We start from the raw sequence: 25,240 nt of genomic DNA, 5'->3' as shown, positions 1-25,240 counted from the left end.
AGTTACCACCTCATCGTCGTCGGGACCGTGACGTCGACGTCACGGAAGTTACGATACAACACCAGGATGATGCCGAGTCCGACGGCGACCTCCGCGGCAGCTACCGCCAGGACGAACAGCGTGAACAGCTGGCCCGTAAGGTCGCCGTGGTACAGCGAAAATGCGACCAGGTTGATCGCAGCCGCGTTGACCATCAGTTCGACCGACATCAGGAACATCAACGCGTTGCGCCGCGTTAAGATGCCAAAGAGGCCGATACAGAACAGCGCGAGCGACAGCAAGACGTAGTACTCGATGGCGACGGTCATTTGTGGTCACCTCCTGTCGCCCTCGTGTCGTCTGCTGGCCCGGTGTCCGCCGTCCCGGCGCTCGTGTTGGCGGTGGACTGGCCGCCGTCGGTTGCCGCCACACCGTCTGTCGGCTCGTCAAACCGGAGGGAGAGTGGCGAGACCGCTTCTCCGCCGTCCTCGCGCTTTGCGAGGACGAGTGCAGCGTCCAGCGCCGCGTCTAAGAGGACGGCGACCAGCAAGAATGCGACGAGGAACGGCTCGGTTCCGGGCACGCCCTGTTCTGCTTGCAGCGGTCCCAGGTCAAACATGGCGTAGCCAAGCGCCGACGTGATCCCGACGTCGGGATAGCCAGCGATCTCACCGAACTCGGTGTTCAGGACGGCCAGTGCCATCACGCCAAACAGCGCGATCGCCAGGACGCCAGGAAGCAGGTGTCGACCCAGTCGGAGTTGCGGGCGAGTGGTCACGACTGACTCACCTCCCCAGCCGCGGGATCCTCGTCACGTTGGGTCAGCATGACCGCGAACGTGATCAGGATGAGGACGCCGCCGACGTAGACGAGCACCTGCATCATCGCGATGAACTCCGCCGCGAGCATGATGTAGTGGACGGCGACGCTCAAGAGAGCGAGGCCGAGCATGAGCGCCGAGTGCCATGGGTCACGAAAGAGGACGACGCCGAGTGCGCTGGCGAGGGTCAGGAACGCGAATAGACCGAACGCGATCGCGTCCATCATTGATAGTCGACCTCCCCCTCACCGTCGCCGATCCACGCGCCCCGGTCGGGCTCGCGCGATTCGAGCGGGTCGATGTCCTTGTACCACGGCACTGCTTTCAACTGCTCTTTGTTGTACACCAGGTCGTGTTTGGTGTCTCCCGTGAACTCGAAGTTCTGCGTGAGCAAGATCGCGTCGACGGGACAGACCTCCTCACAGAGCCGGCAGTAGATACACTGCCCGATATGGAGGTTGTACTGCTCCCCGTTTCGCTTGTCGTCCATCACGATCTGGATGGTGTCGTTCGGACAGACGTTCTCACACTGTCGACACCAGATGCACCGTTCCTGGCTGAACTTGTGGACACCCCGGAACCGAGGGGAGATGTCCGGTGCTGTTTCGGGATACTCGACGGTGAACGTCGAGCCGTCCAGTGCGTGTCGCATCGTCGTCGCCATCGATTTGAGTAACCCGATCATGCGAATAGCCCCACGAGTACTGCGGTTACGACGAGATTGGCAAAGGAAAGGACGAGCAGTCCTTTCCAGCCGATCTCGATCAGTTGGTCGATTCGAACCCGAGGCACCGCCGAGCGGAGCCACTGGGTGAGCAAGAACACCGCCCAGATCTTGATGAGGAACCAGACGATGCCCGGCAACACCGGTCCGGCCGGTCCGCCGAGGAAAATCGTCGCGATGATCGCCCCTCCGAGGAAGATGTGGATGAACTCCCCGAGATAGATCAACACGAAGTAGACCGAGGAGTACTCGGTCTGGTAGCCCGCGACGATCTCTGTCGGCGCCTCAGGCGTGTCGAAAGGATTCCGGCCAACTTCGGCGAAGTTCGCCACCAGAAAGAGGACAAACGCGAAGGGATTTAACAGCGCGTACCAGGCCGGAATCGACCACTCGAGGCCCGGAACGGTCGCCAGCGTCGCCGTCTGTGCGTCGACGATCTCGCTCATCTGGAGCGAGCCGGCGAACAACACGACCGACATCCCCGTGACGACGAGCGGAATCTCGTAGGCGATGTTCTGTGCAACCGCCCGGAGCCCGCCGAGCATGGAATACTTGTTGTCGGAGGCGTAGCCGGCCATCACGAGGCCGACGGAGGCGATGCCGGCGACCGCGAAGACGAACGCGAGTCCGACCTCGGGATCGGCCAACTGAACGCCGCTTCCCATCGGGATCACGGCGAAGCCAAGCAGCGCCGAGGAGACGACGACTACGGGTGCGAGGTCGTAAGCCGGGCGGTCGGCACCTTCCGGGATGATATTTTCTTTCGAGAGCATCCGGACGGCATCAACGATGATGATTCCGATCCCGCCAGGTCCGATCTGGTTGACCGCGATTCGGTCTGTAAACGCGGCCGTGATCTTTCGCTTGGCCCACGGGCCCGCGAGTGCGGTCATCGTGAGCATCAGACTCCCGATCAGAAACGCAGCCAGAAACGCCGCGATCAGCTCACCGGCGACTCCGAACTCGCCGAGGGGAGTCAGATCGCTGATCCGCTCTGGCAGCATGGTCGGGTCCGCGTTCTGCAGGAGTGTCGGTGGTACCGTGCTCATCGATCCACCTCTCCGAGAACGATGTCCAAGCTACCGAGCGAGGCGATCAGGTCGGGGATGTACTCGCCTTCGACCATCTGTTCTAACGCCGAGAGGTTGTGGAAACAGGGGCTGCGGATCTTGAACCGGGCGGGTTTGTCGGTGCCGTCCGATCGAATGTAGATACCCAGCTCACCCTTCGCGCCCTCGACGGCGCGGTAGGTCTCCGTGCCGGCGTCCGGTTTGAGGGTGCGTGGAACGTTCGACTGGATCTCGCGGTCGTCTTCGGGCCACTCTTCGAGGAGGTCGAGACACTGCTCGACGATCTTTGCGGACTCCTCGACTTCTTGCATCCGGACGAGCACGCGCGAGTAGTTGTCCATCCCGTCTTCGGTGACGACGTCCCAGTCGAGTTCGGGGTAGTAGCCGTAGGGATCGTCCCGGCGAAGGTCGTAGTCAACACCCGAACCTCGTGCGACCGGCCCGGTACAGCCGTACTGCTTTGCGACTTCGGGTTCGATAATTCCGGTGTCGACACAGCGGATCTGGAAGATTTCGTTGGTGGTCAACAGCGACTCGTACTCGTCGAGTTTGGCCGGGAGCTCCGCGAGGAAATCCCGGGATTTCGCGAAGAATTCCTCGCGAGGTTCGGGCAGGTCCCAGGCGAGCCCGCCCAGCCGGAAGTAGTTGAACATCAGCCGCTGACCCGTCAGATCTTCCAGGATGTCCTGGACGACCTCGCGGTCGCGGAAGGCGTACTGGAAGATCGCAGTGAAGTCGCCGTAGACGTCGAGCGCGAAGGTGCCAAGCGCCAAGAAGTGCGAGGCCATCCGACAGAGCTCGGCACCCATCGTCCGGATGATCTGGGCGTACTCGGGTACCTCGATGTCAGCCAGATCCTCCGCCGCGCGGGCGTAGGCCCACTCGTTTAGCAGCCCCGCCGAAACGTAGTCCCAGCGGTCGGGGTAGGGCATGATCTGGTGTCGGTAGGTCCCCTGCTGGCACATCTGTTCCTCGCAGCGGTGGAGGTAGCCGACGTCCGGATCGACGTCGAGGACCGTCTCGCCGTCCAGCACCGCCTTGATGTGGAGAACGCCGTGAGTCGCAGGGTGGTGTGGGCCGACGTTCAAGAACATCGTGTCTGACGCTGCGTCTCGGTGGTCGGGCTGGATCGGATTGGCGTGCTCTGCGAGCGTGACGACCTGTGGCTTCGTCTGGTTGTACTCGAGTGAAAGCGGGTGTCCCTGCCAGGTCTCGGGCAGCAGGATCCGGCGAGGGTCGGGGTGGCCCTCGTAGTCGATGCCGACGAGGTCGAACGCCTCGCGCTCGTGCCAGTCGGCGGTTCGGAAGACCGGTTCTGCAGACTGGCTGGTCGGGTCGTCGACCGATGTCGGCACGACGATCGAGACCTCCTGGGTCGGATCGGCGTACTTCTTCAGGTGGTAGATCGACTCGTACCGGTCTTCGTACTGCTGGGCGGTGAGACACGAGAGGTGGTCGAAGCCGGCCTCCTCGCGCAGATCGGAGAGGACGGCCTGGACGTCGTCGGGATTGATGACGAACCCGGGCGCGTTCAGGTGGTCGTCGCGACCGATCGCCCGGTCGCCAAGCAGCGCCTCAAGGTCCTCCTCGTCAGTCTCGCCGGCGTCGGCCGCGGCCGGTCGCGTCAGTCCCGTGCTCATGGCGAATCAGCCCAGTTATACCGCATGACGAGGTCGTCCTCGTCGATCTCTTTTGCGAGCTTCTGGACGAGTTCGTCTTTCGGTAGGTCGCCAAAGCGCTCTAACTCGTAGGGTTTGACGACGACCGGTGAGGACTCACCGTTCTTGATCCGCTCTTGGAGTTTGAGAACGCCGTACACCAGCGCCTCGGGTCGGGGCGGACAGCCTGGAACGTGAATATCCACCGGGATGATCTCCTCGGCGCCCTTCACAACGTTGTATCCCTCCTGGAAGGGGCCACCGGAGATCGTACACGAGCCCATGCCGACGACGAACTTGGGCTCGGGCATCTGGTCGTAGACGCGCTTCATGCGCGGCCCGAACTTCGAAACGATCGTCCCGGGGACAATCATGACGTCGGCCTGGCGCGGCGAGGCGCGTGGAACGCCGGCGCCAAACCGGTCCAAGTCGTGTTTGATCGCGTACGTGTGGATCATTTCGATGCTGCAACAGGCGATCCCGAACTGCAGCATGAACATCGAGTTTCCCCGAACCCAGTTCATGAACTGGTCGAACTTCGTGAGGATGAACGGCGAAGCGCCAAAGGCCTCTCTGAGCTTCGAGTTGAACCGATCGTCGGGGCCGGCCCCCATCCGCGCGTCGCGCGTGTCGGTCTGCGGTGCGGTGCTCTCGTAGATGTCCTGGCGTGGTTGGTTACTCATGGTCGATCAGTCTCTGTCTCGCGGTCGACCTGCAGCGGACTTCGCGCCCACTGGACGGCACCGGTGCGCCACGCCCACGCGAGTCCGACCATCAGGATGGCGACGAACACCAACATCGGACCGAGAATCTCGATCATCGCGATGTCGGGGTGTTCGATCGCGTCCAGGTAGACGAGCACCCAGGGAAACAGCAACACGGTCTCGATGTCGAAGACGAGAAACAGAAGCGCGACCATGTAGTACTGTATATTGAACCGGATGCGCGTCCCACCTGTCGGAACTTCACCGCTCTCGTAGGTGGCGCGTTTGCTCGTTTCGGGCACGCTCGGTCGCAAGAGGTACGACACCACCATCATGCCGACCGGAATCAGCACTCCCACGAGCGCAAGCGCCCCGACTGCGATCCATTCGTTCATCTCCGTACCGTTCGAAGCTTAAAACCGCACCCATATAAGGGTTGATTCTTGACACCCCTGCTGAATTCACCAGACCACGACGCTATCGGCGCTGTTTTTGCAGATGATCAATGGTGTTGTTTGCAGACGCTCCAACACACCGATCCGATTCACTCCGATCGGTAGGACGAGATGCCACCGTCGTGAAGCTCTCGTGAAACTCGCCCAACGTCTTCTCGAAGCGACTCGTGGTAGGCGACCAGCCGGTCGCGAACCGTCTCGTGCTGACGGGCGAGAATCTGTGCGGCAGAGAGGGCGGCGTTGAACGATTTGCCGGCGTCGACGGCGACCAGGGGCGCTCCCGTCGGCATCCCGATCACGGAGTCGACAGACTTCTCCTGGACAGGGACACCGATGGTCGGCAGCGGATACGCGATGGAGGCCGTCATGTTCGGCAGGTCGGCGGATTTCCCGCCCGCGCCCGCGATGATCACATCGATCCCGCGATCCTCGGCAGTCTCGGCGTAAGCTGTCATCAGCTCCGGCGTCCGGTGGGCGGAGGTGACGTACGTCTCGAAGGTAAAGCGCTCCTCGGGGGGGTTCTCGAAGTCAGTTTGCTCAGCGAACCCCAACTCCTCGACGAACGCGTCGTAGGCGCCCCGCCGTCGGCCGCCGGTCATCATCGTCTCAAGGTCGGAGTCGCTGCCCATCACGATGCCGACGTCCGGCGTCTCCGCCGCCGGTCGATCCTGGCTGGCCTCCTCGTGCAATCGATCGATCAGGTCCGAAACCGAGTTCGCGGTCATATCGCGGGGTTGCTCCCGGGCGACAAAGAAACGGTATGGTTCCGATCGATCCCGGTCGCAGCAACTACCCGTACGCCGATCCACGAGAGCGACTCACGCCCGCTATTCCTCGAAGGTGACCGCGTCCTGCAGATCGCGTGCGGTTTCGAGCAGGTCGTCGGTCGTCTCTCCCTCGCGACCCGAGAGGGTAACGTGTCCCATCTTTCGCAGCGGTCTGGCCTCGCGCTTGCCGTACCAGTGGAGGTTCGCGCCGGGCGCCTCGAGGATGCGGTCGACGTTCGAGAGAGCGGCCTGGCGGGGCTCCTCGACGTCAGCCAGTAGGTTCGTCGAGACGGTCGGCGACCGGAGCTCGGTCGAGCCCAGTGGCCACCCGAGGACGGCCCGAATATGCTGTTCGAACTGCGAGGTCTGTGCGCCCTCGATCGTCCAGTGGCCCGAGTTGTGTGGGCGAGGAGCGATCTCGTTGAGCAGTACCTCGCCGTCCGGCGATTCAAAGAGTTCGATGCCGTAGATTCCACGACCCCCCATCACCTCGAGAACGTCGCTCGCGACCTCGCGAGCGCGCTCTGAAACCGACTCGCCCGACCCGGCGGGCACGATCGTCTCCCGGAGAATCTCGTCTACGTGGACGTTCTCGCCGATTGGGAAGGTGGCGATCTCGTCAGCTCCCTTCGCAGCGATAACCGAAATCTCGCGTTCGAAGTCGACGAATGCCTCGACCATTGCGGGGCCAGCCACGGCTTCGAGGGCGTCTTCGGCGTCAGCTTTCGACGCGACCGGGACGTTCCCGCGGCCATCGTACCCACCGGTACGGGCCTTTAGCATGACCGGCGCGCCGTACTCGTCGATCGCGGCCCGGACGTCGGCGGCGTCCTCGACAGCCCGGAACGGCGGCACCGGAACACCGGCGTCGCTGAGTTCTAACTTCTGGACGAGCTTATCGTGGATCGTTCGGAGCGTGCCGGGGCGGGGGTGGACCGGCGTCCCTGTCTCCTCGCCCGTGCGCTCGAGTAAATCCTGGTCGGCAAGTTCGATCTCGAAGGTGAGCACATCCGACCGCGTCGCGAGTTCGCGAATGCCCTCTGCGTCGTCGAAATCGGCGACAATCTGATCGCGGGCAACGGGTGCAGCCGGGCAGTCCGGCGTCGGATCGAGAACGATCAGTTCGACACCCAGGGGCGCGGCCGCCTCCCCGAGCATCCGACCGAGCTGTCCGCCACCGACGACTCCCACCGTCGGTCCCGGCGACTGTAGCGTCGTCATTGGACAGCGATTGCGCTCGGCCGCGCATAAGGATTCTCGTTCTCACCGGTTCGGTCCGCTCCCTGTCTGGCCCGCGTCCCAACAACGCAGCTCCATCCATCCCATGGGTGAGTGAGTCGACTGCCATTCGACAGCTGAACCAGACCGTATATTTTTTCGAGCCCGCTAGTTGGACTGTGTTTCGAGTGTCACGACACGCCGTTATCTGGATTTTAGCACTTGCCGTTCTGCTCGGCGGTGGTGCGTTGTTCGTCGCCGATACCGGTGCGAGCGCGCCAGAGCCGGTCCCGTTCGACGAAACCGTCTCCGTTGGTCTCACTCTCGAATCCGAGCTGGAACTTAGCGATGACGACGATGTCTCGCTGCCCCGGACGCAGGCGTTTTACTCACAGTATCAGTACGTCGTGGGCTACTATGGCGTCGAGACGTTCGTCGACGAACAGCGCCAGGACGGCCACGAGCAGCGGTTTGGCTACACCCTCGCGGTGTACGTTACCGACTACAGCGACACGTCGGTTGCGCTAAACGAGGACGGCTATCCGACGACCGACGAGGCAGTCGGGTGGACCGACGCGACAGACGCGTGGTTCGTCGTCGGCAGTGACGCTCGAACGCCGTCCGGTGAAACTGTGGTCCCGTTCTCCGATCGCAACGACGCTGAGACGTTCGCTGCGGCCCATGGCGGCGAGATCCGAACCTGGGAGGAGACGCTTGACGAACCGTTCGAAACCAACGACGCGGCGGTCGTCCGCGACCGGATCGACGAGCAACATCAGCACGCCGACACGCTCGTCGAGTCGGCGTCGGAACGGGCCGACCGTCCGGTGTCGACCGTCGTGGGCGACGAGGTCGACACGATCCAAGAAGGAATCGACGAGGCACCCGAAAATACGACCGTCGTCATCCCTGACGGGACGTACAACGAGACACTCGAGATTGACCGACCGATCACCCTCGAAGGGGTGGGGGAGCCCACAATTCAGGGTGATGAAAACGGGTCCGTCGTGACGATTACCGAACCCGACGTCGCGGTCCAAAACGTCGAACTAACTGGCGTTGGACCAGTGATACAGGGTGCTGAGGAGGTCCCCGGAGAGAGCGTCGACGACTGGGACGACGACTTTCAGATGTACTACACGGGCGCGGACGCCGCCGTCTCCGCACACGTCGCAGACGGGCTGTTGATCGAGGACGTCACAGTCGAAACACCGTCGAATGGGATCATCCTTCGCGACAGTCCCGACGCCGTTGTGCGAAACGTCACGGTCCAGGGTAATGAGAACTGGCAAGATGGCTTTGCCGGTGTGATGGCGTTTCGCTCGCCAGGAGTGATCGAATCGAGCACCTTCTTCGACGGTCGAGACTCGATCTATCCGTATCGATCGGAAGGGATCGTCGTTCGTGACAACACAGTCAGCGGGGGCATTCTCGGTATCCATCTTATGCACACGGACGGTGCGCTGGTCGCTGACAACCAGATCACGGATGTGATGAACACAGGTCTGTTCATCATGACCGGACCCGAACGGAACGCAGTCGTCGGAAACGAAATTTCGAGTTCGGACGTCGCTGCTAACGTCGGTGGTTCTAACTCTTACGTCGCAGGGAACACCTTCGAGGCAAACGACGTCGGACTACGGATGGATGCGACCGGCTCGATCTACGAAGACAACCTCCTTGCAGGGAATCAACTCGGCGCCGACGACCGGGCGCTCCTCCCAACCAATCGGGTCGTCGGAAACGATTTCGTTGGAAACGACGAGCACGCGACCGCTGGCGCTGGACCCCTGCGCGTCTGGAGCCACGATGGACACGGGAACTACTGGCAGGGTGCGACCAGCATCGTCGACGGCGATCCGCCGTCTCGATCGTACTCGCCGACAGACGCGGTCGACGGACGACTCCACACGACTGACGGCGCGGCTACGCTCGCTCGTGCGCCCGCTCTCGACGCTCTGGCCGGGCTCGAAGAGTCCGTCTCCGGAATGCAAACTGGAAGCATCGTCGATACAGCACCGACGTGCGAGCCCAACGTTCCGGAGTTGCTAGAGCGGACCGACTGGGAAGAAACAGCGTGGACGTGCGACGGAACACCTGCGAGCGACTCACCACCATGACGAACGCCACACCAGCTATGACTGATGACTCCACTACGACGGGTGCCAACGCGTCGATGACGACAGCAACGAGCCAGGAGACGAGCCTGATAGAGGCGTCAGCCGTCGGATTCGCCTACGGCGATGTCCAGATCTTACACGACGTCTCCGTCTCTATTCCGGCCGGAACGGTAACAGCACTGATCGGGCCAAACGGGACGGGAAAAACGACGTTGCTTCGTGCACTCGCGAGCCTTCAGGAGCCCACTGAGGGGACGATTACCTACCACGGCCCCGAGACAGTTCGGGAGATCGGATATCTCCCGCAACATCCCGCGTTTCGTCCCGGATTCACCGTTCTCGAGACGCTCCAGTTTTACGCCTCACTCGTCGGGGCTGATCACGGCAGTGCAAGAGACCGCCTCGAACTGGTTGGACTCGCTGACGCCGCTGACCGGAAGGTAGAGGCGCTCTCTGGAGGAATGACGCGTCTGGTCGGGATCGCTCAGGCGACGATCGGCGATCCACCAGTCGTCATCCTCGACGAACCGGCATCCGGGCTCGATCCGGGGATGAGCATGCACGTATTCGAGGTAGCCAACGCCCTCGCTGCCAGCGGAACGGCGGTGCTGTTGAGTTCGCACGACCTTGCGCTCGTCGAACAACTGGCCGACGAGGTGCTCTTGCTCGATGCCGGTACCGTTGCCGAGCACGGCGAGCCGGCATCGATCCGGGCAGAACTGGGTGTCGACTCGTTGCGTGAGGTCTACGAAGCATCGGTTTCGGGTGACTTACGCACCGTTCAGGTCCACGGTGAGAGTACATGACTGCGTCCACACAGGAGGCGAGCGAATTGGACGAGGCGAACACCGCACCTGGAGCAACGTCACGGACGCTGCGAATCGTCGCTCGCGAGCTTCGAACCGTCGTCCGAACCTGGACGTTTTTCGTGCTCGCAGCGGCGTTCGCTGCTGTCGTGATCGGGATTGCGTGGGTCGGCGGGGTCAGCTCGGGATTCGTACCGACCGTCGTCGACCTCCAGACGCCCCTGGAGTTGCTCGTCCCGATCCTCGCGATCGCGTTTGGCTACCGGGCGATTGTCGGTGATCAGCAACGGGGCGAACTCGACGTCCTCCGGACGTATCCCGTCTCGGCTCGCGAACTCGTCTTCGGGGTCTATCTGGGCCGGGCTATCGGCCTCATCGTTGCCGTGGTCGTCCCGCTCTTCTACGCCGGTGCGTGGGTGTTTGCGGCCCGCGAGGAACCGCTCGGGCGCTACGCCTCACACATGGGCGCCGATTCACCGTTGCTGTTTGCGCGGTTCGTCGTCCTGACCGTGGTGTTCGCGCTGGTGATCCTCGCCGTCGCACTCGCCGTTTCGGCGCTGGTCAGCGGAACCCGAAGCGCGCTCGCGCTCTCGGTCGTCGCGTTACTCCTGTTGCTGGTCGGTCTCGACCTGGCACTCGTCTTCGGGCTCACTGCTGGCTACATCAGTGACGGCTCGCTAGTCCACGCACTGGCAGTGAGCCCGCTCAGCGCGTATCGAGGCCTCGTCTTCGAGAGCGTTATCGTCACTGCGACGGGAACTGGTCCTCGAACGGCCTCGCCGCTGGCCAGCGTTCTCGGGCTTGCAGTCTGGATGATTGCATCGCTCGCCATCGCGACGTGGGCGGTAAAACGGTAGATCGACGCTATTCAGTTACTCAACACTGTCCGAACGGATCGATTACATAAGCGACATGACGAGATCGCGAGTGACGTCGTCGTGCTCGTAGCGATCGCCACCGTGTTCGCTCTGGAACTCGTCGGCGTCATCCGGGTCCGAGAATCCGATCATCGATCGTCCCATCGCCCCCTCGACCTCGCTATCGACGACCAGCGTGAGTTCGCTTGCGCGCTCGAAGTCGTCCGCCTGGACGTGGCTGCTGATCTCAGGGGTGTCACCATCGTCACTGACCGTGTACTCGACCGTCGAGTAGTCCGTTAGGTAGACGACGTCTGGTTCCTGGTCGTCCTCGTTGTCGAACAGGAATGTGTACGTACAGACCGAACTGCAAAACTGGGCTGGACGGTCTTCCTCGTCGTCACCCCCTGTATCGTCCATTTCTCCATCGCTGTCTTCGTCCTCCATTCCGTCGTGGCCACCATTTCCGTCGTCCATCTCATCGTCCATGTGACCACCGTTTTCCCCTCCACCCGACAGAACCGCAGCGGGATCGTCGTAGAAGGACTGTCCGACTGGTCCAGGGTAGTTGACGATCTCCATCGTACAGTTATCACAGGGTTGGCCCGATTCGATCGTGATCGGGGAAGGGACGTCTGCTTCCGACTCACCGCCGATACAGCCGGCCACCACACCGAGGCCGGCCACGGCTGTCCCCGCGAGGACTGTTCGGCGAGTCGTCAACTGGTCGGTTTCGTGTTCGAGAGGTCGGCGTTCCATACTCGACCTTGCGCCCGGAGGAATAAGGGCAATCTGGTACGATCGACGAAACCGACGATGGGAACGTGACGGTGGCTCGCGGTCGATGTGGTCTCTTGTCTAGGTCCTCCAGTTTCTCTTCCCGACGAACGTTCGGGTTGTTGTCGGCGGGCAAACGAAAACACGTAAGGTGTCGGCCGGCAGAAACCGGGAGTAATGCTCCCGCGGTTCGTCGGCCGGTTCGGGGTCGCCGACGCGGTGACGATTGCTAACGCCGTCCTGGGATTCGTCGCCGTCGTCGTCGCGTTCGTCGACGTCAGTCTCGCTGCTCGACTTGTGTTGCTCGCCGCCATCGCAGACGGCGTCGACGGGATCCTCGCCAGGCGGTACGGTGGAACGCCCTCCGGCCCCTACCTCGACTCGCTTGCCGACGTCGTCTCGTTCGCCATCGCACCCGCCGTTCTCGCATTCGTGGTCGTCACCGACGGCCTCGCGATCGGGTTCGACGCTGTCACTCCCGCGTTGTTGCTGGTAGCCGGTATCTGTGGACTGTTCGTCGCGATGGCGGTCGCGCGCCTGGGGCTGTACACGGCTTACGACACGGCCGAAAACTACACCCAGGGTGTCCAGACGACGCTCGCCGGCACCATTCTTGGCGCGGCGATTCTGGCCGGGATTGCCGAACCGTGGCTCGTACTCGCGATCACCGGCGCCTTCTGTTACCTGATGGTCTCGCCGGTCCGGTACCCCGACCTGCTCGTCCGCGACGCGGCCATCATGGGGATCGTCCACGCGCTCGCGATCCTGATCCCCTACGCGGCCGGTCGCACCTTCCCGTACGCGCTCCTGACGCTCGGCATCGCGTACCTGGTGTTCAGTCCGTGGCTCTACTGGCGCGAGGACGTCCCCGGCAGCATAATCGTCGGGGGTGGATCCGAGGACGGCGAGGAGCCCGCCGAGGCGTAGGTCAACGGGCATGGAAACGCTTAGGGCGATCCTGACACGACGAGTACGTATGCAACTCGTCAGGAAGACGGCGACGCTCCGCCGGGTGGGACCGTGAGCGACGACGAGTCCGTGCCCGACGTTGCCGAGATTCGGGTACGGTTCGACGAGATCCGGACCGATCTCGACGGCGTCCGGGAGGACGCCGCCCCTCTCGCAGCGTCACTCGAACCGGCGGCAGACGCCCTCGACGCCGCCGAGACAGAAGCTGATCTCGACGGCGTCGAGGAGCGCCTCGAGCCAGCCGCCGCGGACGTCGACGTCGTTCGCGACGATTTTGACTCGCTCAGAGATTCGTTCGACGAGATCGAACTGCCCGAGCCCGACGACGAGTCAGATGAGACCGCCGAGGCTGAATCGGATGACGACGCGATTCCGACGGCCGCCCTCGAGGAACTGGAAGAAGAGCGCGACTCGCTCGAGGCGACCCTCGACGACGTCGACGAGACGATCGAGGCAGCTGAGGAGACCGTCGACGAGATCGAGTCTGGCGTCGAGGACCAGCGTGGACCCTACGCCGAGGACGTAATCGACGACTTGAACGGAGCAAAAGACGATGTCGAGAGCACCCGCTGGACCGAGGAGGGACGGACGGAGCTACGCGAGGGCGTGGAGGTCGCCCTCGCCGATATCAACGAGGTTCTCGGCACGTCGCTTTCGGTCACTGACGACACAGAGCTTCTCGACCGCCTACTCACAACACTCGAGACGGCCGAGTCCGAAATCGAGGCGGCCGAACTCGACCCCGACGAGGACGATTCGGAGATCGCGGCGCTGCTCGAGACGACCGACGCGTTGCAGACGGCGGTCGACGACGCGACGGCCTGGGACGACCTCCAGGTTCGTGAACAGCTCCGTCGTGAGGAGTACTACGACGTCCTCGACCACGTCAAGGACTTTCCGCCGGAGTGGCACGCACTCAAGGTCCACGAGAAGCGCGGCAACGTCGAAATGGTGTTGCTCGCCCTCGACTCCCTCGACTCCGACTTCATGGAAGAACACTGCCTCGACGCCTTAGAGCGAATGGGGCCCGAGGAGGCGATCGAGCCGATGCTTCAGCGGGCCAACCGCCGCGATACCAAGGCGATGAGCATCCTCGGGAAGATCGGCCGAGCCGACGAGGAGATCGTCGACGCCCTGCTCGACTACGTCGACTCGAACCCGACGCTCCAGCGGCCCGCGATGCGCGCGCTGGGAGAGGTCGGCGCGACTGATGCGGTCCAGCCGATCGCAAACCAACTCGTCTCCGACGAGCCCATCGTCAGAAGTTCGGCGGCCCGTGCACTCGGGTTAATCGGCGATACACGCGCGATCGCTCCCCTGGCAGACGTCCTCGACGACGACGAGGAGGATACCGTCCGAGCGAGTGCCGCCTGGGCACTGAATCAGATCGGTACCCGCGAAGCCCTCGAAGCCGTCGCCGACCACGCCGACGACCGAGCCGCACTGGTCCAGGCCGAAGCGAAAAAGGCCACTCTCGAACCGACAGCCTGACGTCGGTACCGACCCCGACAGCCGATTCTCGTCGCCGAGAGTTTATGTCCGATCACGAGGCCAGATCGGGCAATGCGTCTCTGGCCAGCCGGACGGACGCTTTTAGGCGCCGTTCTCCTTCTCTCTGTATTCCTCGGCATCGTTGTCGGTCCGGGCGCGACGGACGCAGGCCACGAGCGACCCGACGAACCACCGACTCCACAGAGCCAGACCGTCCCACCGTCCGACGAGTCCGCCCGCGAGGGGACGGCGTGTCCAGCCGACGCGTCTCTCTCCAGCGATACCGACCACAACCGCCAGCCACCCACCGAGCGCCCTGCTGGCCCCGCGATCGTCGAACTGTATCCGAACCCGACGACCGACGGCAACGTCGGGGAGTACGCCGTCCTCGACGTCCCGAACGAGACGGCAGTCGGAAACTGGACGCTCACCGATGGCCATACGACCGCGTCGTTTCCCAATGAGACCGTCGAGGGACGAGTGGCGCTGACCATGGACCCGGAGATCACCGCCGACCTCACCGACGATCCGGTCGTCGAACTAACGGGGCATCTCCGTCTCGCAGCCGACGGCGACACCCTGACCCTGTCGGACGGGAACCACACACTCGATGCGGTCACCTACGAGCACGCGCCGACCGCAGACCGCTGGTACCGGACGAACGGACAGTCCGAGTCGGAATCCGAGCCCGGGGAGACAGTCACACCTGTCAACGGAAGCTGGTGGCCACGGGATGCAACCTGTCTGCCGCCCGTTACCGGGACAGCAGACGAAGCGACGACGTTCGTGCTTCCCGACTCGCCGGATCCCGCGCTCGAAGCGATCGACGCGGCAGACGAGCGAATTCTACTCGGGGGCTACACGTTCACCGACGAGTCCGTCGCAAGCGCTCTCCAAAACGCCGCCCAGCGGGGTGTCGAAGTACGCGTCTTGCTCGACTCCCAGCCGGTCGGTGGAACGCCAGCGGAAACGGCATCGATTCTGGAGGAACTCGCTGCTGCTGGCGTCGAGGTTCGAGCCCTCGGCGGCGAGGGCGCACGGTACCGATTTCACCATCCGAAGTACGCCGTCGCAGACGACACGGTCGTCGTCACCTCCGAGAACTGGAAACCCGCCGGAATCGGCGGCGAAGCGAGTCGCGGCTGGGGCGTGGCTTTGGAAGATGGCGACCTGGCGAGCGCGCTCGAGACGGTATTCGCCGCGGATTTCGCGGGTTGGGACACCGACTCCGTCACGGAGTATCGCGAGCAGGCCACGTTCGTCGAGGATGACGGCTCCTCAGAGACCTCGTTTCCGAGCGAGTACGGCCCCGAGACCGTTCCGATCGACTCGGCCGAACTGTTAGTTGCACCCGACAATGCTGAGGGTCGGCTCCGAGAACTGCTCGCCGACGCCGAAGACGAGATCCTCCTCAAACAGGCGAGCCTCGGCGGAACCGACCTCTCGCTAATCGAGAAAGTCGTCGATGCCGCTCGACGTGGCGTCGACGTCCGAATACTGCTGGACTCGGAGTGGTACGTCGAGGACGAAAATCAGGCGGTCGCTGACGAACTCGAGGAAGTCGCATCCACAGAAGAGATTCCGATCGAGGTCCGACTCGTCGAGCCCGATGACCGATTCGAAAAGATTCACGCGAAGAGCGTGGTCATCGACGGCGAAACGGCGGTCGTCGGCAGTGCCAACTGGAACGAGAACGCCTTCGAAAACAACCGTGAGGTACTCCTGGTGCTCCATGGTCAAGAAGCCGCAGCGTACTATACGGCGGTGTTCGACGGCGACTGGTCGGAAGCGAGCCGCTCGCTCCCAATCGAACTCGGATTAGGCGTCGCGGTCACGCTGGCTGGTGCAGCGCTCGTCGGACACCGCTACCTCCAGTTTGGCGACGAGCCGGTGACAGAAGCGAGCCACGAGCACAGGTGTGACACCAGCCGAGAGGGTGCCGACGAATTGGATCCAATCCAGCCGACCGATGCCGACGCTCGGATAGAGACGGCCAACGCGAGCGATACATCCATTCAGACGGAAACGGTGCCGGAAGCGGCTGTACGAACGCTACCGACCGTGGAGACGGACGAACGGACCGCTGAGACCGCTGAGACGAACTGGCTCGATTCAACATCCAGCTCGGAGGCGACGAACGAGACAGAAGAATAACCTAGTCTGCCTGTCCGCTAACCTCGAGGAGTCGACAGCAGTCGGCCTCGGGATCGAAGCAATCGGGACACTGTTCGGGTCGGTCGATGATCGTATCCAGGCGTTCGGCGACTGTCTCGTCGATGACGCTCTCTAAGACGCGGGCTTCCTCGCGAAACTCTTCGACCTCGAGAACGTTCGCGAGAAACCGCTCGATGATGCAGTACGTCTGGAGCGCCTCGTGAGCGCGCCCCAGGCCTTCGTCGGTCAGGGTCGCTCCCTTGTACTTTTCGTGCTCGACGAGTTCGCGCTCCTCGAGCTTCCCAATCATCTCGTTTACACTTGCAGGGCTCACGCCGAGGATGTCAGCGAGTGTACCAGTCGATGCTGGTCCGTCTTCCATCCGCTGGGCGAGATAGATCGCCTTCAGGTACTGGTCTGCCGTGTTCATCGCTGCCCCTCCTCTCGTCGGTCCGGGTTCCAGTGTGCGTCGATCATGCTCGTCGCTCCATCAGCTCGGTCACTTCCTCGACGCCGTCGCGTTCTTCCTCCCGGATCGATACGAGCGTCGCTATGAGTCGCTCTCGGTCGACGGCGAACTCGACATCCGAGGACTCGATTGCGGCGATGAGGTCGTCGTAGAACTTGTAGGCTGTCTCCTCGTTGCAGAGCTGATCGTAGAGCACGCCGTCGGTGTCCTCCGGCGGACCGTATCGTGCATCGACGAGGGCGTTGATCTCCTCGTAGCCGACCGTCTCGGCCTCGAACTCGTCGATCAGATCTTCGAGACGCTCCCGGTGATCGGCCGATTCGTTGGCAGCGTCAGCAAGCAGTTCCCGTACCTCTTCGTCGACGTCCGCCCGCTCTTCGGGCGGCAGCGACTCGAGGTGGTGGGCGGCACGTGACTCGACGACCTCCTCCAAGACGACTCCGATCTGGAGCAGTCGAATGAGTTGGTGGTCGGTCGAGACGCGCTGTCCCAGGCTCATGGCCTGAGTTGTGCGGTCGTCGTACTTAACTTCATGCTTCCCGTTCGCGAACGCTCCTGCGTGTATTCTCTGGAATACCGGTCAGAGACGAAAGGCCCTTAACCGTGACTCGTCTATACTGAATTGGACTAGGTCGGGCAGTTAGGCCCTGCTCGACACCCGCAGTATGGTCTTCAGCGGGGGCCGAATCCCGTGGGCGTCCGGTCAGACCGGCCGGGGCCCCGAGAGCCAACGCAGAAGCCTCGTCCGTCGGGGACAGCGGTCCGCGGTGGCCGTCCGCAGGGACGCCCCATCGCGGTTAGCCGGCGACAGCCCATCAGGCGCGGAAGCGAGCAGTGGACCGCCGGACACCTGTCGCTCGACGGGTCGCGGGGTGGAGGAGGCAATCGGGACTCCCCCGGCCGGAACGCCGGGCAACCGCGGGCGTCCACATTCATATTTCATCATTCCTTTCGACGAGCGCCAGTACAGAGCGTAGTCGGCCGACCGATATCCCGCCGTTGGAGACAGTGGGTGGAGGTAGGTCATCTGAACAACCGTTCTCGACAACACACCTGAAAAAACGTTATACAGGTGTGCTTCACACAGCAGATAATGGGTGTCTCCACGCAACCTATACGGGACGTAACGATCGTTGGGGGAGGGGATGTTGGCTTGCTCACCGCTCTCGCGCTCGAAGCAAAAACGACCGGGCTCGAGATTCGTGTAATCGACGACTTTTCGACGCCGGTTCCGAACATCGGGAAAAGTACGTTCGACACACTGGTTTCGGTGCTCCACGACGACTTATCGATCGACGAAGCTCGGTTCGTCAGTATGGTCGCTCCCGTCTGGAAATCGTCGGTATACTTTAAATCGTGGCGGGACTGCGAGCCGTTCCACATCGAGTTCGACAGTGGAAACTACCCGCTCGCCTCGGACACAGCCGAACAGTTCGAGGAGATGCACTATCGATACGCCCAGGACCGGTTCGAGACGGTCAACACGGAGATGGTTTCTCAGCGAAAGACGCCGTTTAAACCATCCGAGAGTGAGGACAGAGGATTGGACAAATATTGGCACTTCGCGTACCACCTGGATGTCGATCGCTTCAACGGGTTTCTTCGAACTCTCTGTGAGGAGCGAGGAATCACGCTGGTCGACGATCTCATCGACTCCGTCTCGGTCTCTGCGGGACAGATACAGCAGGTCTCGAGTGAGACGGCGACCTACGAGGCGGACCTCTATCTCGATGCCACCGGATTTAGACGGACGCTGATCGGGGAACTGCCGTCGTCGTTCACGCAGTTCGACCTCCCGCTTGACTCGGCAGTCGTCGCCGGAACGGATATCGACCTCTCCGAGATCGTCCCGGCAACCGTAATCACAACGGGTACTGCGGGATGGTTCTGGCAGATCGACACCGTCGACTACCGCGATATCGGATACGTCTACGCCTCCGACTATCTCTCCGAGGAGGCGGCAACTGAGGAACTTCTCGAACACATCGGGGACGCCGAGTTGAGCCGGTCGGTCGATCACTACGAGTTTACAGCCGGCTACCATCCGAACGCGTGGACTGGGAACTGTATCGCGGTCGGAAACGCCCTCGGTTTCGTCGAACCGATTCAATCGACGGCGCTCACGTCGAACGCGTTACTGGCACTGGATTTGGCAGACATCATCGAAGGGAGTTCGCATCTAAACTACGACGGTACGCGCGAGATGTACAATACGCACGTACAGACCGTCTGGGAGAATATTAACACGTTCGTCCAGATACACTACCGGTGTGCGCCTGGCGGAACCGAGTTCTGGGATTCCGTCTCCAGTGACGATGCGTACGATCTGAGCAGTATCCCAGAGTACGAAAATTACCAAACGTACGGCTTTTCACTTATCGATAGAGCGGATAATACGCTTTTGCGGCCCAACGCTGCGGGTCGGTTCCCGCATTTGATCCACTATCGGGTTCTCCACGGTCTCGGAGTTCGATCCAACTTCTACGACGAGATCGATGTCGATTACGAGCCGGAGGTGGTCGAACGGGTAGAAGAGTACGAGGCACGCCTCTCGGACGAGGTTGAAACGTTCTATTCGTACGAAGAGTTGTACTCCGATATTATCAGCGTTCCCGACCGGTAACAAGGCTCGGGGGTTGAGACTCTCAGTCCACGTAACACAACCTCACACCGTTCGAACGGTGTCCGTCACGCTCACGTGAGCCGAGAGGAGTACGGGAATCTACGGTGTCGACTCGACGATCTGTTGTTGGCCGGCGATGTCGAGTCCACCCTCGACGGTTCGGACTGGGTAGGGGATGTCGATTCCTTCCTCGTCGAACCGTTCTTTGACAGTCTGGACGTACTCGCCTTTGATCCGCACGAAGTCAGCGCGCGAGGGCTGTTCGATCCAGAAGCGCGACTGGAGGCCGACGTCGGAGTCGCCGAGTTCGGTCAGGCGAACCGAGGGGGCGGGATCGTCCATGATCTCCGGATGTCTCTCTGCCTCGCGGACGATGATCTCCGAGGCAGACTCGATGTCGTCGTCGTAGCCGATACCGAAGTCGAACTTCAGGCGGAGCCGGTCGCCGTCGACCGGATTTTTGATCACCCCACCGGTGAGTTCGGCGTTTGGAACCGTCAGCAACTCGTTGTCGAACGTCCGAACGCGCGTCACCCGGAGGCTGATGTCCTCGACGACGCCAGAGTGGCCGTCCCACTCGATCCAGTCGCCGATGCGGAACGGTTCATCGGTGTAGATGAAGACGCCGGCGACGAAGTTCGCGATGACGTTCTGGAGGGCGAGTCCGACCGCGAGCGCGCCGGCGGCGGCGATGCCGGCCATCGAGACTAAGAAGTTTCCGTAGCCGGCGAATCCGAACGCGACGGCGATGGCGACGAACGCGACGCCAAAGCGGGCGATCAGAACGAGTGGCTTTCGGGCGTGTTTGTCGAGCGATCGACGGTCCATTCCGCGCCCAAGAAGCGGGATCACGACGAGCCGACCGACCGTGTAGACGATGAGGAACCCGAGCACGAACCGAATGAAGCCGGCCAGACTCGCCGCGATCGCCTCGTCGACCCACCCCAGATCCTGTAGTGTCGTTTCGATGGGGCCTTGCAACAGGAGTCCGGCGACGGACAGACCCGTCATCGGTACAGTACTGCGGTGTGACCACGCGTCTCGAACAGTTCAGCGCTGACCTGTTCTGCGAGGTCCGTAGCGTGTTCTTCGACCGAGCCGCCGGCTCGGCCGGCTCGGAGAAACTTGACTTTCACGAGATCCCGGTCTGCCAACTGGTCATCGAGTTCATCGACGACGGCTTCGGGACCACCTTTGCCGACCCAGACGGTCACGTCGAGATCGTGTGCACGACGCTTGCGTTCTTGTTCGTCCATGGTGGCACTAACGAGGGCACCGTTTTGAATCTTCGCGATACGAGCCGTCAGTTCCGGTTCTTCGCTGCGTGTCTTTTATACACGGCCAGCCGGCGGCGCCAAACAGGGACCATCGATGCTCGGGGCTGATTGTAGTGCGTGTCTCAGTAGGGGTATCGAGCTTGCGAGCCGCATTCGCAGGTGATGACCACGTGGCCGTTCTGTAGACGAACACGGGCGTTCGTTCCGGGAAGTAGGTACCGATCACAGCGGTCGCACGTTCGACGGCGGAACGTCCGTGGGAGTCGCAGCCGATTTCGCTCGGCGACCCGACGGGCGAGTCTGACGTACTCGCGGGCACGTTCCTCTTCGCCATCGGCCGTCGCCACGCTGGCCAGTTCCTCGAGGCGCTCGATCCGCTCTGTGGCGACGGTCATCGTCTCGTTCGGCTACTTTCGTTCGTCACCCATTGGTGTTGCGTTTCTGCATGGAGAGCGTCTCCATTCAGACAGGCCCCCGAGGCCTCTCGGCGCCCCGATGGGCAGCTGTCCGTTGCGAGACTCACACCAGCCGATCGACGATCGTCTCCTCGTCGACGACTACGTTGTACGCCTCCTCGTCGTCGTTCCAGAGGACAAGCGCCCCCTCGAACGAGAGGACGTCGCCGTAGTCGGCCTCGAGCAGGGGGCGGTTCAGCGCGGTTTCGTCGGTGAGCACGGCGTAGTGATCGACCGCCTCGCTGCCGTCGGTGATCTTGAACAGCGGATTGGGGTCCCCACCGTGTCGCCGGCCGCCGGCGTCGTCTTCCCGCCTCGAAAGCGACCGGCTGAACTTGGCGGCGACGAGGTCGATCCGGTTCGTGACGTGGCGATCCATCTCCGCCATCGTCGCCCACGAGTCCGGATCTGGCTGCAGATCGATCCGCCGCGTGTTGTCCCGGCGCAGGATCGAGTACGAAAACTGAACGTCGACGTTGACGAACTCGCCGGGCGAGTGGTCCGCGTCGCCCCCGGCAGCGTCGTCGAGTCGGCGCTGGAAGGCCGGCACCTCCAGATCGGGTCGCACGTCGAACGACCAGCCCCGATCGGAGGGCGTTTTGCCGGGCCAGAATCGAACGGCGGGACCGTAGACGGTGACCTGATCGGTTCCAGCCACCGAGTCGCCCTCGACGGCCCGTTCGAGTCGTCGCAGCTGGATGCTCGTCTCTCTGTCGGCGGGCGCCATCGCCAGGAGCGTGCCGTCCGGGGCGAGCCAGTCAAGTGCGGACCGGAGCACCGCCTCGGGGTCGTCGAGTTCGCTCAGGACGTTACAGGCGAGCACGAGGTCGAAGCCGTCGTCGGCTGTCGATCCGTCCGCGTCGGTGTCGGCCTCGGCTACCGCTCGGTCGTCGTCGATATCGGCGGGGTCGAACGCCTCGACTGTGGATCGGTGGACCGTCGCGTGGACGTTTCGATCGGTTTCTGTGAGCATCGCCTCGAGTACGTCCGCTGCGGCGCTGGGTTCGACTGCGTGGTACTCCAGCAGGGAATCCTCTGGAAGGTAGTCGGCCAATCCGAGCGCGGGCCCGCCGACGCCCGCTCCGATATCGAGAACGCGCAGCGAACGCCCGAGGAGGGCGCGGTCGGCTAGGTCGTCCAGTGCGTACTGTACCGCCGCGTAGTAGCCGGGCAGGTGGTAGATCGCGTATCCGGCGGCTGCGTCGGCGTCGTACTCGACAGACGATCCCTCGAGGTATTGGGCCTTGAATCCTCGAATCGTCGACCGGAGCAAGTCTCCGGAGGCTCCCCGCTCCCAGTCGGGGCCGTACCGATCGACGAGCCAGTCGTCGAGTTGTGTCACGTAGCGGTCCGGAAACCGCTCGACTGGGTCGGTTCGCGGCCGTACCGGATCCTCGCCGACCGGGACGAAGGTGCCGTCCTCGCGCTCTCGCAGGTCGAGATCGGGCGCCTCCTCGCGGAGCAACTGCCTGACGACGGCCGGGTGGGGTGACCCCTCGACGTACTCGCAGATCTCCTCGGGATCGATAGGGCGCACGTTGCGCAGGTACTGGGCGTTCTCCCGGACGGCCCGCCGGTGGTCAGTCACTTCGAGACACCCCCGTCGTCGCTGGAAGTCGCCCCAGATTCCGCCGCGTTTTCGACTCCCGACTCCGGAACAGCGGCGTCGCCGTGCCAGCGTCGGCTCGCGTCCTCGTACAGCGTTGCAAACTCCTCGGCGTCGGCCTCGGCGATCCGCGCTGCGGCGTCGGCAACGTCCTCGGCGCCGTCGAAGGTGCGTTGAATATCCGCGTAGACGCGGGGCGTGCCGCCGGTCATCGTCCGCACTAGCGCCTCGAGTTGTGCCGACACTGGGGTTTCAAACACCTCTGGAACCGGCTCGGCAGCGAGCGCGAAGGCGAGCACCGCCGCGTGGGTGGCCGCCTGTACGGTCTCCATCGCCTCGTCGTGCTCGGCCGCCGTCGTCTCGAACAGGTCGTTGCCAGCCGCCGCGAGATCTGCGAGCACGGCATCGGAAACGGGGCCGGCCTGTCCGCGGACGAACGGGATCGAACCGGGGGCGCGCTCGGGGGCGAACAACGGGTGGAGACTCACGCGTTCCTGGTCGGGAGCGTGCGTCGCCATCGCCTCCAGCGCGGGTTCCATCACGCCAGACACGTCGAGCACCGCACCCTCGGCGCGGTGGGCGTAGGCCTCGATCGCGTCCGCGACGGCTCCCATCGGAACCGCGAGACAGACCGCGTCGTAGCGTCGATCGTCGTCTTCGGTGAGTGCGACCGCGTGACCGTCGGTGGCCTCGGCTGCGGCTATGGCCGCGTCCGGGTCGACGTCGGCGTAGGCCACCGTGGCCTCGACCGCGTCGCCGAACCAGGTCCCCATCGCGCCCGCGCCGACGATCAGTACGTCCATCGCCCGCTCCTACCCGCCGGCGTCGCAAAAACGGTTCGATCGCCTGACGGAGCGTTGGCAGGGTTAGTTCGCAACCCACTCAGCCGGGGACGGGGTCTCCGCTGTTGTAACACGAGTTCGCGAACAGTACGGATATAGAACGTGACACGCCGAGTTACCGTTTCAAAACCGAAATACCGCGATAGCCGGGGGCGGCGATTCGTGAACAGTACGGATATAGAACGTGACACGCCCAGTTACCGTTTCAAAACCGAAATACCGCGATAGCCGGGGACGGCGATGACGCAAATCAGCCCACGCTTATAATTACACACTATGGAGAGTGAGATAAATACAGCGAATTATCGAGCGGAAATCACCATCTCACACCGCAACAACAGTCTTGGGAAGGTATATGACTATTCTGACAGGTAAGACAACTAGTCGAGATTCGTTTAGAGAGGGTTCTAATGGGCGTATTCATCGCGAAATCATAGCCCCGATTCATATAGTCGACTGTGATAGGTAGCCAGCGGACAACGCGTCACAGCCGTCTGGGTCCGAGGAAGCCACTGAGTATGTCCCGGGCTACGGGGTGTGTCACGAGCTACCGGTACCAACGTTCGTTTCACGAGTGATCACGCCTCCGGCTGTCGGTGCGTTGCCACAACGAGGTAATAAAATATGAGACGTAAACTACAGCGAACCGTAATCGGATTTGTGGCCCTCTTCGTCATGACGGGGATGATCGTTGGCGGGGCCGCGATGACTGTCTCGGCCAACGAACAGAACGAACAGAACCAGGGGCTTGAACGAACGGCTGAAACAGAGCGGACCGATGGTACCGGCCTGCTGAACTTCCTGTTCGGTGAGTCGAGTATTGTCCACTCCGCTGATCAACAGCAAGGCGTCACTGCCGGTGCGGACAACACGCAAAATGCTAGTATCACACAGGAGGCATATTTGGACAGCGATCATCAGGCGAGCGGCCTGTGGAACGTCCTGTTCAGTGATCAGGACGCGGTCCAGGACAGTACCCAGACCCAGACTATCGAGGACGGTGACGACAACTACCAGAGCGCCGAGAGCTCACAGGAAACCGACCTGGACCGCGAGCAGCAGGCGAACGGCCTGCTGAACTTCCTGTTCGGCGACCAGAGCTCGACCCACGAGAGCAGCCAGGAGCAGTCCGTCTCCGGCGGCGACGGTAACACGCAGACGAGTGATCAGAGCAGCGATCACGAGAGTAGTCAAAGTCAGGAGGCTGACGGCGCCTTCAACGTGCATGTCGTCGACAGCGAGCAGGAAACGAGCCAGGAGACCGACCAGAGCGTCGAAAGCACCAACGACGGCAAGGACGGTGCGGATGGCGCCGACGGCATCATCTTCGGCGGTGACGGCGGCGACGGTGGCGACGCATCCAGCGAGGCCAACGACAACAACCAAGAAGCCAGCCAGG

General features: G+C 62.6%; 26 protein-coding genes and 1 other RNA gene. 9 read left to right on the top strand and 18 right to left on the bottom strand.

The genetic code is table 11. The annotated features are described in order from the left end of the window. Nucleotides 1-2 precede the first annotated feature (2 nt). The 10 genes from nuoK to OB905_03215 form a co-directional block, all read right to left on the bottom strand. Nucleotides 3-308, bottom strand: coding sequence for an NADH-quinone oxidoreductase subunit NuoK (gene nuoK / locus OB905_03260; GenBank protein ID MCU4925004.1), 306 nt, complete (start codon nucleotides 306-308; stop codon nucleotides 3-5). Further along, nucleotides 305-757, bottom strand: coding sequence for a hypothetical protein (locus tag OB905_03255; GenBank protein MCU4925003.1), 453 nt, complete (start codon nucleotides 755-757; stop codon nucleotides 305-307). Before OB905_03255 ends, nuoK begins: the two co-directional genes overlap by 4 nt. Then, on the bottom strand, nucleotides 754-1,026 hold the full coding sequence (locus OB905_03250; GenBank protein MCU4925002.1) for an NADH-quinone oxidoreductase subunit J: 273 nt from the start codon (nucleotides 1,024-1,026) through the stop codon (nucleotides 754-756). The genes OB905_03255 and OB905_03250 overlap by 4 nt, the downstream gene beginning before the upstream one ends. Beyond that, nucleotides 1,023-1,484: an NADH-quinone oxidoreductase subunit I gene (locus OB905_03245; GenBank protein MCU4925001.1), complete on the bottom strand. Its 462-nt coding sequence runs from the start codon at nucleotides 1,482-1,484 to the stop codon at nucleotides 1,023-1,025. The genes OB905_03250 and OB905_03245 overlap by 4 nt, the downstream gene beginning before the upstream one ends. Continuing rightward, the gene (locus tag OB905_03240) at nucleotides 1,481-2,572 is read right to left on the bottom strand and encodes an NADH-quinone oxidoreductase subunit H (protein MCU4925000.1); all 1,092 of its coding nucleotides are present in this window, start codon (nucleotides 2,570-2,572) and stop codon (nucleotides 1,481-1,483) included. The genes OB905_03245 and OB905_03240 overlap by 4 nt, the downstream gene beginning before the upstream one ends. Beyond that, complete coding sequence (locus OB905_03235) at nucleotides 2,569-4,233, bottom strand: NADH-quinone oxidoreductase subunit D (GenBank protein MCU4924999.1); 1,665 nt, start codon at nucleotides 4,231-4,233, stop codon at nucleotides 2,569-2,571. Before OB905_03235 ends, OB905_03240 begins: the two co-directional genes overlap by 4 nt. Beyond that, a complete protein-coding gene (locus tag OB905_03230) occupies nucleotides 4,230-4,934 on the bottom strand; it encodes an NADH-quinone oxidoreductase subunit B (protein ID MCU4924998.1) in 705 nt (234 codons plus the stop codon). Before OB905_03230 ends, OB905_03235 begins: the two co-directional genes overlap by 4 nt. Beyond that, nucleotides 4,931-5,350: an NADH-quinone oxidoreductase subunit A gene (locus OB905_03225; GenBank protein MCU4924997.1), complete on the bottom strand. Its 420-nt coding sequence runs from the start codon at nucleotides 5,348-5,350 to the stop codon at nucleotides 4,931-4,933. The genes OB905_03230 and OB905_03225 overlap by 4 nt, the downstream gene beginning before the upstream one ends. 149 nt (nucleotides 5,351-5,499) lie before the next feature. Further along, complete coding sequence (locus tag OB905_03220) at nucleotides 5,500-6,135, bottom strand: AIR carboxylase family protein (protein MCU4924996.1); 636 nt, start codon at nucleotides 6,133-6,135, stop codon at nucleotides 5,500-5,502. 102 nt (nucleotides 6,136-6,237) lie between these two features. Beyond that, a complete protein-coding gene (locus OB905_03215; GenBank protein ID MCU4924995.1) occupies nucleotides 6,238-7,398 on the bottom strand; it encodes a 5-(carboxyamino)imidazole ribonucleotide synthase in 1,161 nt (386 codons plus the stop codon). A gap of 185 nt (nucleotides 7,399-7,583) precedes the next feature. Between OB905_03215 and OB905_03210 the strand changes: the two genes are divergently transcribed. Genes OB905_03210 through OB905_03200 form a run of 3 tightly spaced genes read left to right on the top strand, consistent with a single transcriptional unit; the run spans nucleotide 7,584 to nucleotide 11,178 of the window. Beyond that, nucleotides 7,584-9,515, top strand: a complete 1,932-nt coding sequence (locus tag OB905_03210; GenBank protein ID MCU4924994.1) for a right-handed parallel beta-helix repeat-containing protein — start codon at nucleotides 7,584-7,586, stop codon at nucleotides 9,513-9,515. Between the two features lie 56 nt (nucleotides 9,516-9,571). Continuing rightward, nucleotides 9,572-10,321 (top strand): ABC transporter ATP-binding protein, encoded by a 750-nt coding sequence (locus tag OB905_03205; GenBank protein ID MCU4924993.1) that lies wholly within the window; start codon nucleotides 9,572-9,574, stop codon nucleotides 10,319-10,321. Next, complete coding sequence (locus OB905_03200; protein MCU4924992.1) at nucleotides 10,318-11,178, top strand: ABC transporter permease; 861 nt, start codon at nucleotides 10,318-10,320, stop codon at nucleotides 11,176-11,178. The genes OB905_03205 and OB905_03200 overlap by 4 nt, the downstream gene beginning before the upstream one ends. A 42-nt stretch (nucleotides 11,179-11,220) precedes the next feature. Here OB905_03200 and OB905_03195 read toward each other — a convergent pair whose 3' ends face one another. Beyond that, nucleotides 11,221-11,937 (bottom strand): nitrous oxide reductase accessory protein NosL, encoded by a 717-nt coding sequence (locus tag OB905_03195; GenBank protein MCU4924991.1) that lies wholly within the window; start codon nucleotides 11,935-11,937, stop codon nucleotides 11,221-11,223. 195 nt (nucleotides 11,938-12,132) lie between these two features. Here OB905_03195 and OB905_03190 point away from each other — a divergent pair, with 195 nt between their 5' ends. From OB905_03190 to OB905_03180, 3 genes are all read left to right on the top strand, one after another. Continuing rightward, entirely contained in the window at nucleotides 12,133-12,882 is a 750-nt protein-coding gene (locus OB905_03190; GenBank protein MCU4924990.1) for a protein sorting system archaetidylserine synthase, read from the top strand. A 93-nt stretch (nucleotides 12,883-12,975) separates the two neighbouring features. Then, nucleotides 12,976-14,415 (top strand): HEAT repeat domain-containing protein, encoded by a 1,440-nt coding sequence (locus OB905_03185; protein ID MCU4924989.1) that lies wholly within the window; start codon nucleotides 12,976-12,978, stop codon nucleotides 14,413-14,415. Between the two features lie 72 nt (nucleotides 14,416-14,487). Continuing rightward, nucleotides 14,488-16,569, top strand: coding sequence for a phospholipase D-like domain-containing protein (locus OB905_03180; GenBank protein ID MCU4924988.1), 2,082 nt, complete (start codon nucleotides 14,488-14,490; stop codon nucleotides 16,567-16,569). A gap of 1 nt (nucleotide 16,570) precedes the next feature. Here OB905_03180 and OB905_03175 read toward each other — a convergent pair whose 3' ends face one another. Then, on the bottom strand, nucleotides 16,571-16,999 hold the full coding sequence (locus OB905_03175; GenBank protein ID MCU4924987.1) for a metal-dependent transcriptional regulator: 429 nt from the start codon (nucleotides 16,997-16,999) through the stop codon (nucleotides 16,571-16,573). Between the two features lie 43 nt (nucleotides 17,000-17,042). After that, nucleotides 17,043-17,537 carry a ferritin-like domain-containing protein gene (locus OB905_03170; GenBank protein MCU4924986.1) on the bottom strand — a complete coding sequence of 165 codons (495 nt, stop codon included), beginning with the start codon at nucleotides 17,535-17,537 and terminating at the stop codon, nucleotides 17,043-17,045. Nucleotides 17,538-17,658: 121 nt separating this feature from the next. On the opposite strand from OB905_03170, the gene ffs reads away from it, so the two are divergent. Together ffs and OB905_03160 are read left to right on the top strand one after the other, a co-directional pair. Next, an RNA gene (gene ffs / locus OB905_03165) (signal recognition particle sRNA) lies at nucleotides 17,659-17,970 on the top strand. Between the two features lie 161 nt (nucleotides 17,971-18,131). Then, entirely contained in the window at nucleotides 18,132-19,661 is a 1,530-nt protein-coding gene (locus tag OB905_03160) for a tryptophan 7-halogenase (protein ID MCU4924985.1), read from the top strand. A gap of 99 nt (nucleotides 19,662-19,760) precedes the next feature. Here the strand turns inward: OB905_03160 and OB905_03155 are convergent, their stop codons facing one another. From OB905_03155 to OB905_03135, 5 genes are all read right to left on the bottom strand, one after another. Further along, the gene (locus OB905_03155) at nucleotides 19,761-20,672 is read right to left on the bottom strand and encodes a mechanosensitive ion channel family protein (GenBank protein ID MCU4924984.1); all 912 of its coding nucleotides are present in this window, start codon (nucleotides 20,670-20,672) and stop codon (nucleotides 19,761-19,763) included. Further along, nucleotides 20,669-20,917 carry a YhbY family RNA-binding protein gene (locus tag OB905_03150; protein MCU4924983.1) on the bottom strand — a complete coding sequence of 83 codons (249 nt, stop codon included), beginning with the start codon at nucleotides 20,915-20,917 and terminating at the stop codon, nucleotides 20,669-20,671. Before OB905_03150 ends, OB905_03155 begins: the two co-directional genes overlap by 4 nt. Before the next feature lie 143 nt (nucleotides 20,918-21,060). Then, entirely contained in the window at nucleotides 21,061-21,333 is a 273-nt protein-coding gene (locus OB905_03145; protein ID MCU4924982.1) for a ribonuclease P, read from the bottom strand. 124 nt (nucleotides 21,334-21,457) lie between these two features. Continuing rightward, a complete protein-coding gene (locus tag OB905_03140; GenBank protein MCU4924981.1) occupies nucleotides 21,458-22,981 on the bottom strand; it encodes a class I SAM-dependent methyltransferase in 1,524 nt (507 codons plus the stop codon). Beyond that, nucleotides 22,978-23,802 carry a prephenate dehydrogenase gene (locus OB905_03135; protein ID MCU4924980.1) on the bottom strand — a complete coding sequence of 275 codons (825 nt, stop codon included), beginning with the start codon at nucleotides 23,800-23,802 and terminating at the stop codon, nucleotides 22,978-22,980. The genes OB905_03140 and OB905_03135 overlap by 4 nt, the downstream gene beginning before the upstream one ends. A 663-nt stretch (nucleotides 23,803-24,465) precedes the next feature. Between OB905_03135 and OB905_03130 the strand changes: the two genes are divergently transcribed. Continuing rightward, a partial coding sequence (locus OB905_03130) for a hypothetical protein (protein ID MCU4924979.1) occupies nucleotides 24,466-25,240 on the top strand: 775 nt, incomplete at its 3' end.

It is taken from the genome of Halobacteria archaeon AArc-dxtr1 (genome assembly GCA_025517425.1).
GTDB lineage: Archaea > Halobacteriota > Halobacteria > Halobacteriales > Natrialbaceae > Halostagnicola.
Note: the sequence above shows the minus strand (reverse complement) of the source record. Positions and strands in the feature narration are given on the sequence as shown.

Bases quoted from the DNA above. Each gene is read 5' to 3' on its own strand.
- OB905_03190 (MCU4924990.1), top strand. From the start codon at position 12,133: ATGCTCCCGCGGTTCGTCGGCCGGTTCGGGGTCGCCGACGCGGTGACG.
- OB905_03225 (MCU4924997.1), bottom strand. From the start codon at position 5,350: ATGAACGAATGGATCGCAGTCGGGGCGCTTGCGCTCGTGGGAGTGCTG.
- OB905_03220 (MCU4924996.1), bottom strand. From the start codon at position 6,135: ATGACCGCGAACTCGGTTTCGGACCTGATCGATCGATTGCACGAGGAG.
- OB905_03195 (MCU4924991.1), bottom strand. From the start codon at position 11,937: ATGGAACGCCGACCTCTCGAACACGAAACCGACCAGTTGACGACTCGC.
- OB905_03160 (MCU4924985.1), top strand. From the start codon at position 18,132: ATGGGTGTCTCCACGCAACCTATACGGGACGTAACGATCGTTGGGGGA.
- OB905_03250 (MCU4925002.1), bottom strand. From the start codon at position 1,026: ATGATGGACGCGATCGCGTTCGGTCTATTCGCGTTCCTGACCCTCGCC.
- OB905_03240 (MCU4925000.1), bottom strand. From the start codon at position 2,572: ATGAGCACGGTACCACCGACACTCCTGCAGAACGCGGACCCGACCATG.
- OB905_03155 (MCU4924984.1), bottom strand. From the start codon at position 20,672: ATGACGGGTCTGTCCGTCGCCGGACTCCTGTTGCAAGGCCCCATCGAA.
- OB905_03145 (MCU4924982.1), bottom strand. From the start codon at position 21,333: ATGACCGTCGCCACAGAGCGGATCGAGCGCCTCGAGGAACTGGCCAGC.
- OB905_03135 (MCU4924980.1), bottom strand. From the start codon at position 23,802: ATGGACGTACTGATCGTCGGCGCGGGCGCGATGGGGACCTGGTTCGGC.
- OB905_03180 (MCU4924988.1), top strand. From the start codon at position 14,488: ATGCGTCTCTGGCCAGCCGGACGGACGCTTTTAGGCGCCGTTCTCCTT.
- OB905_03150 (MCU4924983.1), bottom strand. From the start codon at position 20,917: ATGGACGAACAAGAACGCAAGCGTCGTGCACACGATCTCGACGTGACC.
- OB905_03205 (MCU4924993.1), top strand. From the start codon at position 9,572: ATGACGACAGCAACGAGCCAGGAGACGAGCCTGATAGAGGCGTCAGCC.
- OB905_03235 (MCU4924999.1), bottom strand. From the start codon at position 4,233: ATGAGCACGGGACTGACGCGACCGGCCGCGGCCGACGCCGGCGAGACT.
- OB905_03200 (MCU4924992.1), top strand. From the start codon at position 10,318: ATGACTGCGTCCACACAGGAGGCGAGCGAATTGGACGAGGCGAACACC.
- OB905_03175 (MCU4924987.1), bottom strand. From the start codon at position 16,999: ATGAACACGGCAGACCAGTACCTGAAGGCGATCTATCTCGCCCAGCGG.
- OB905_03215 (MCU4924995.1), bottom strand. From the start codon at position 7,398: ATGACGACGCTACAGTCGCCGGGACCGACGGTGGGAGTCGTCGGTGGC.
- nuoK (MCU4925004.1), bottom strand. From the start codon at position 308: ATGACCGTCGCCATCGAGTACTACGTCTTGCTGTCGCTCGCGCTGTTC.
- OB905_03230 (MCU4924998.1), bottom strand. From the start codon at position 4,934: ATGAGTAACCAACCACGCCAGGACATCTACGAGAGCACCGCACCGCAG.
- OB905_03170 (MCU4924986.1), bottom strand. From the start codon at position 17,537: ATGAGCCTGGGACAGCGCGTCTCGACCGACCACCAACTCATTCGACTG.
- OB905_03245 (MCU4925001.1), bottom strand. From the start codon at position 1,484: ATGATCGGGTTACTCAAATCGATGGCGACGACGATGCGACACGCACTG.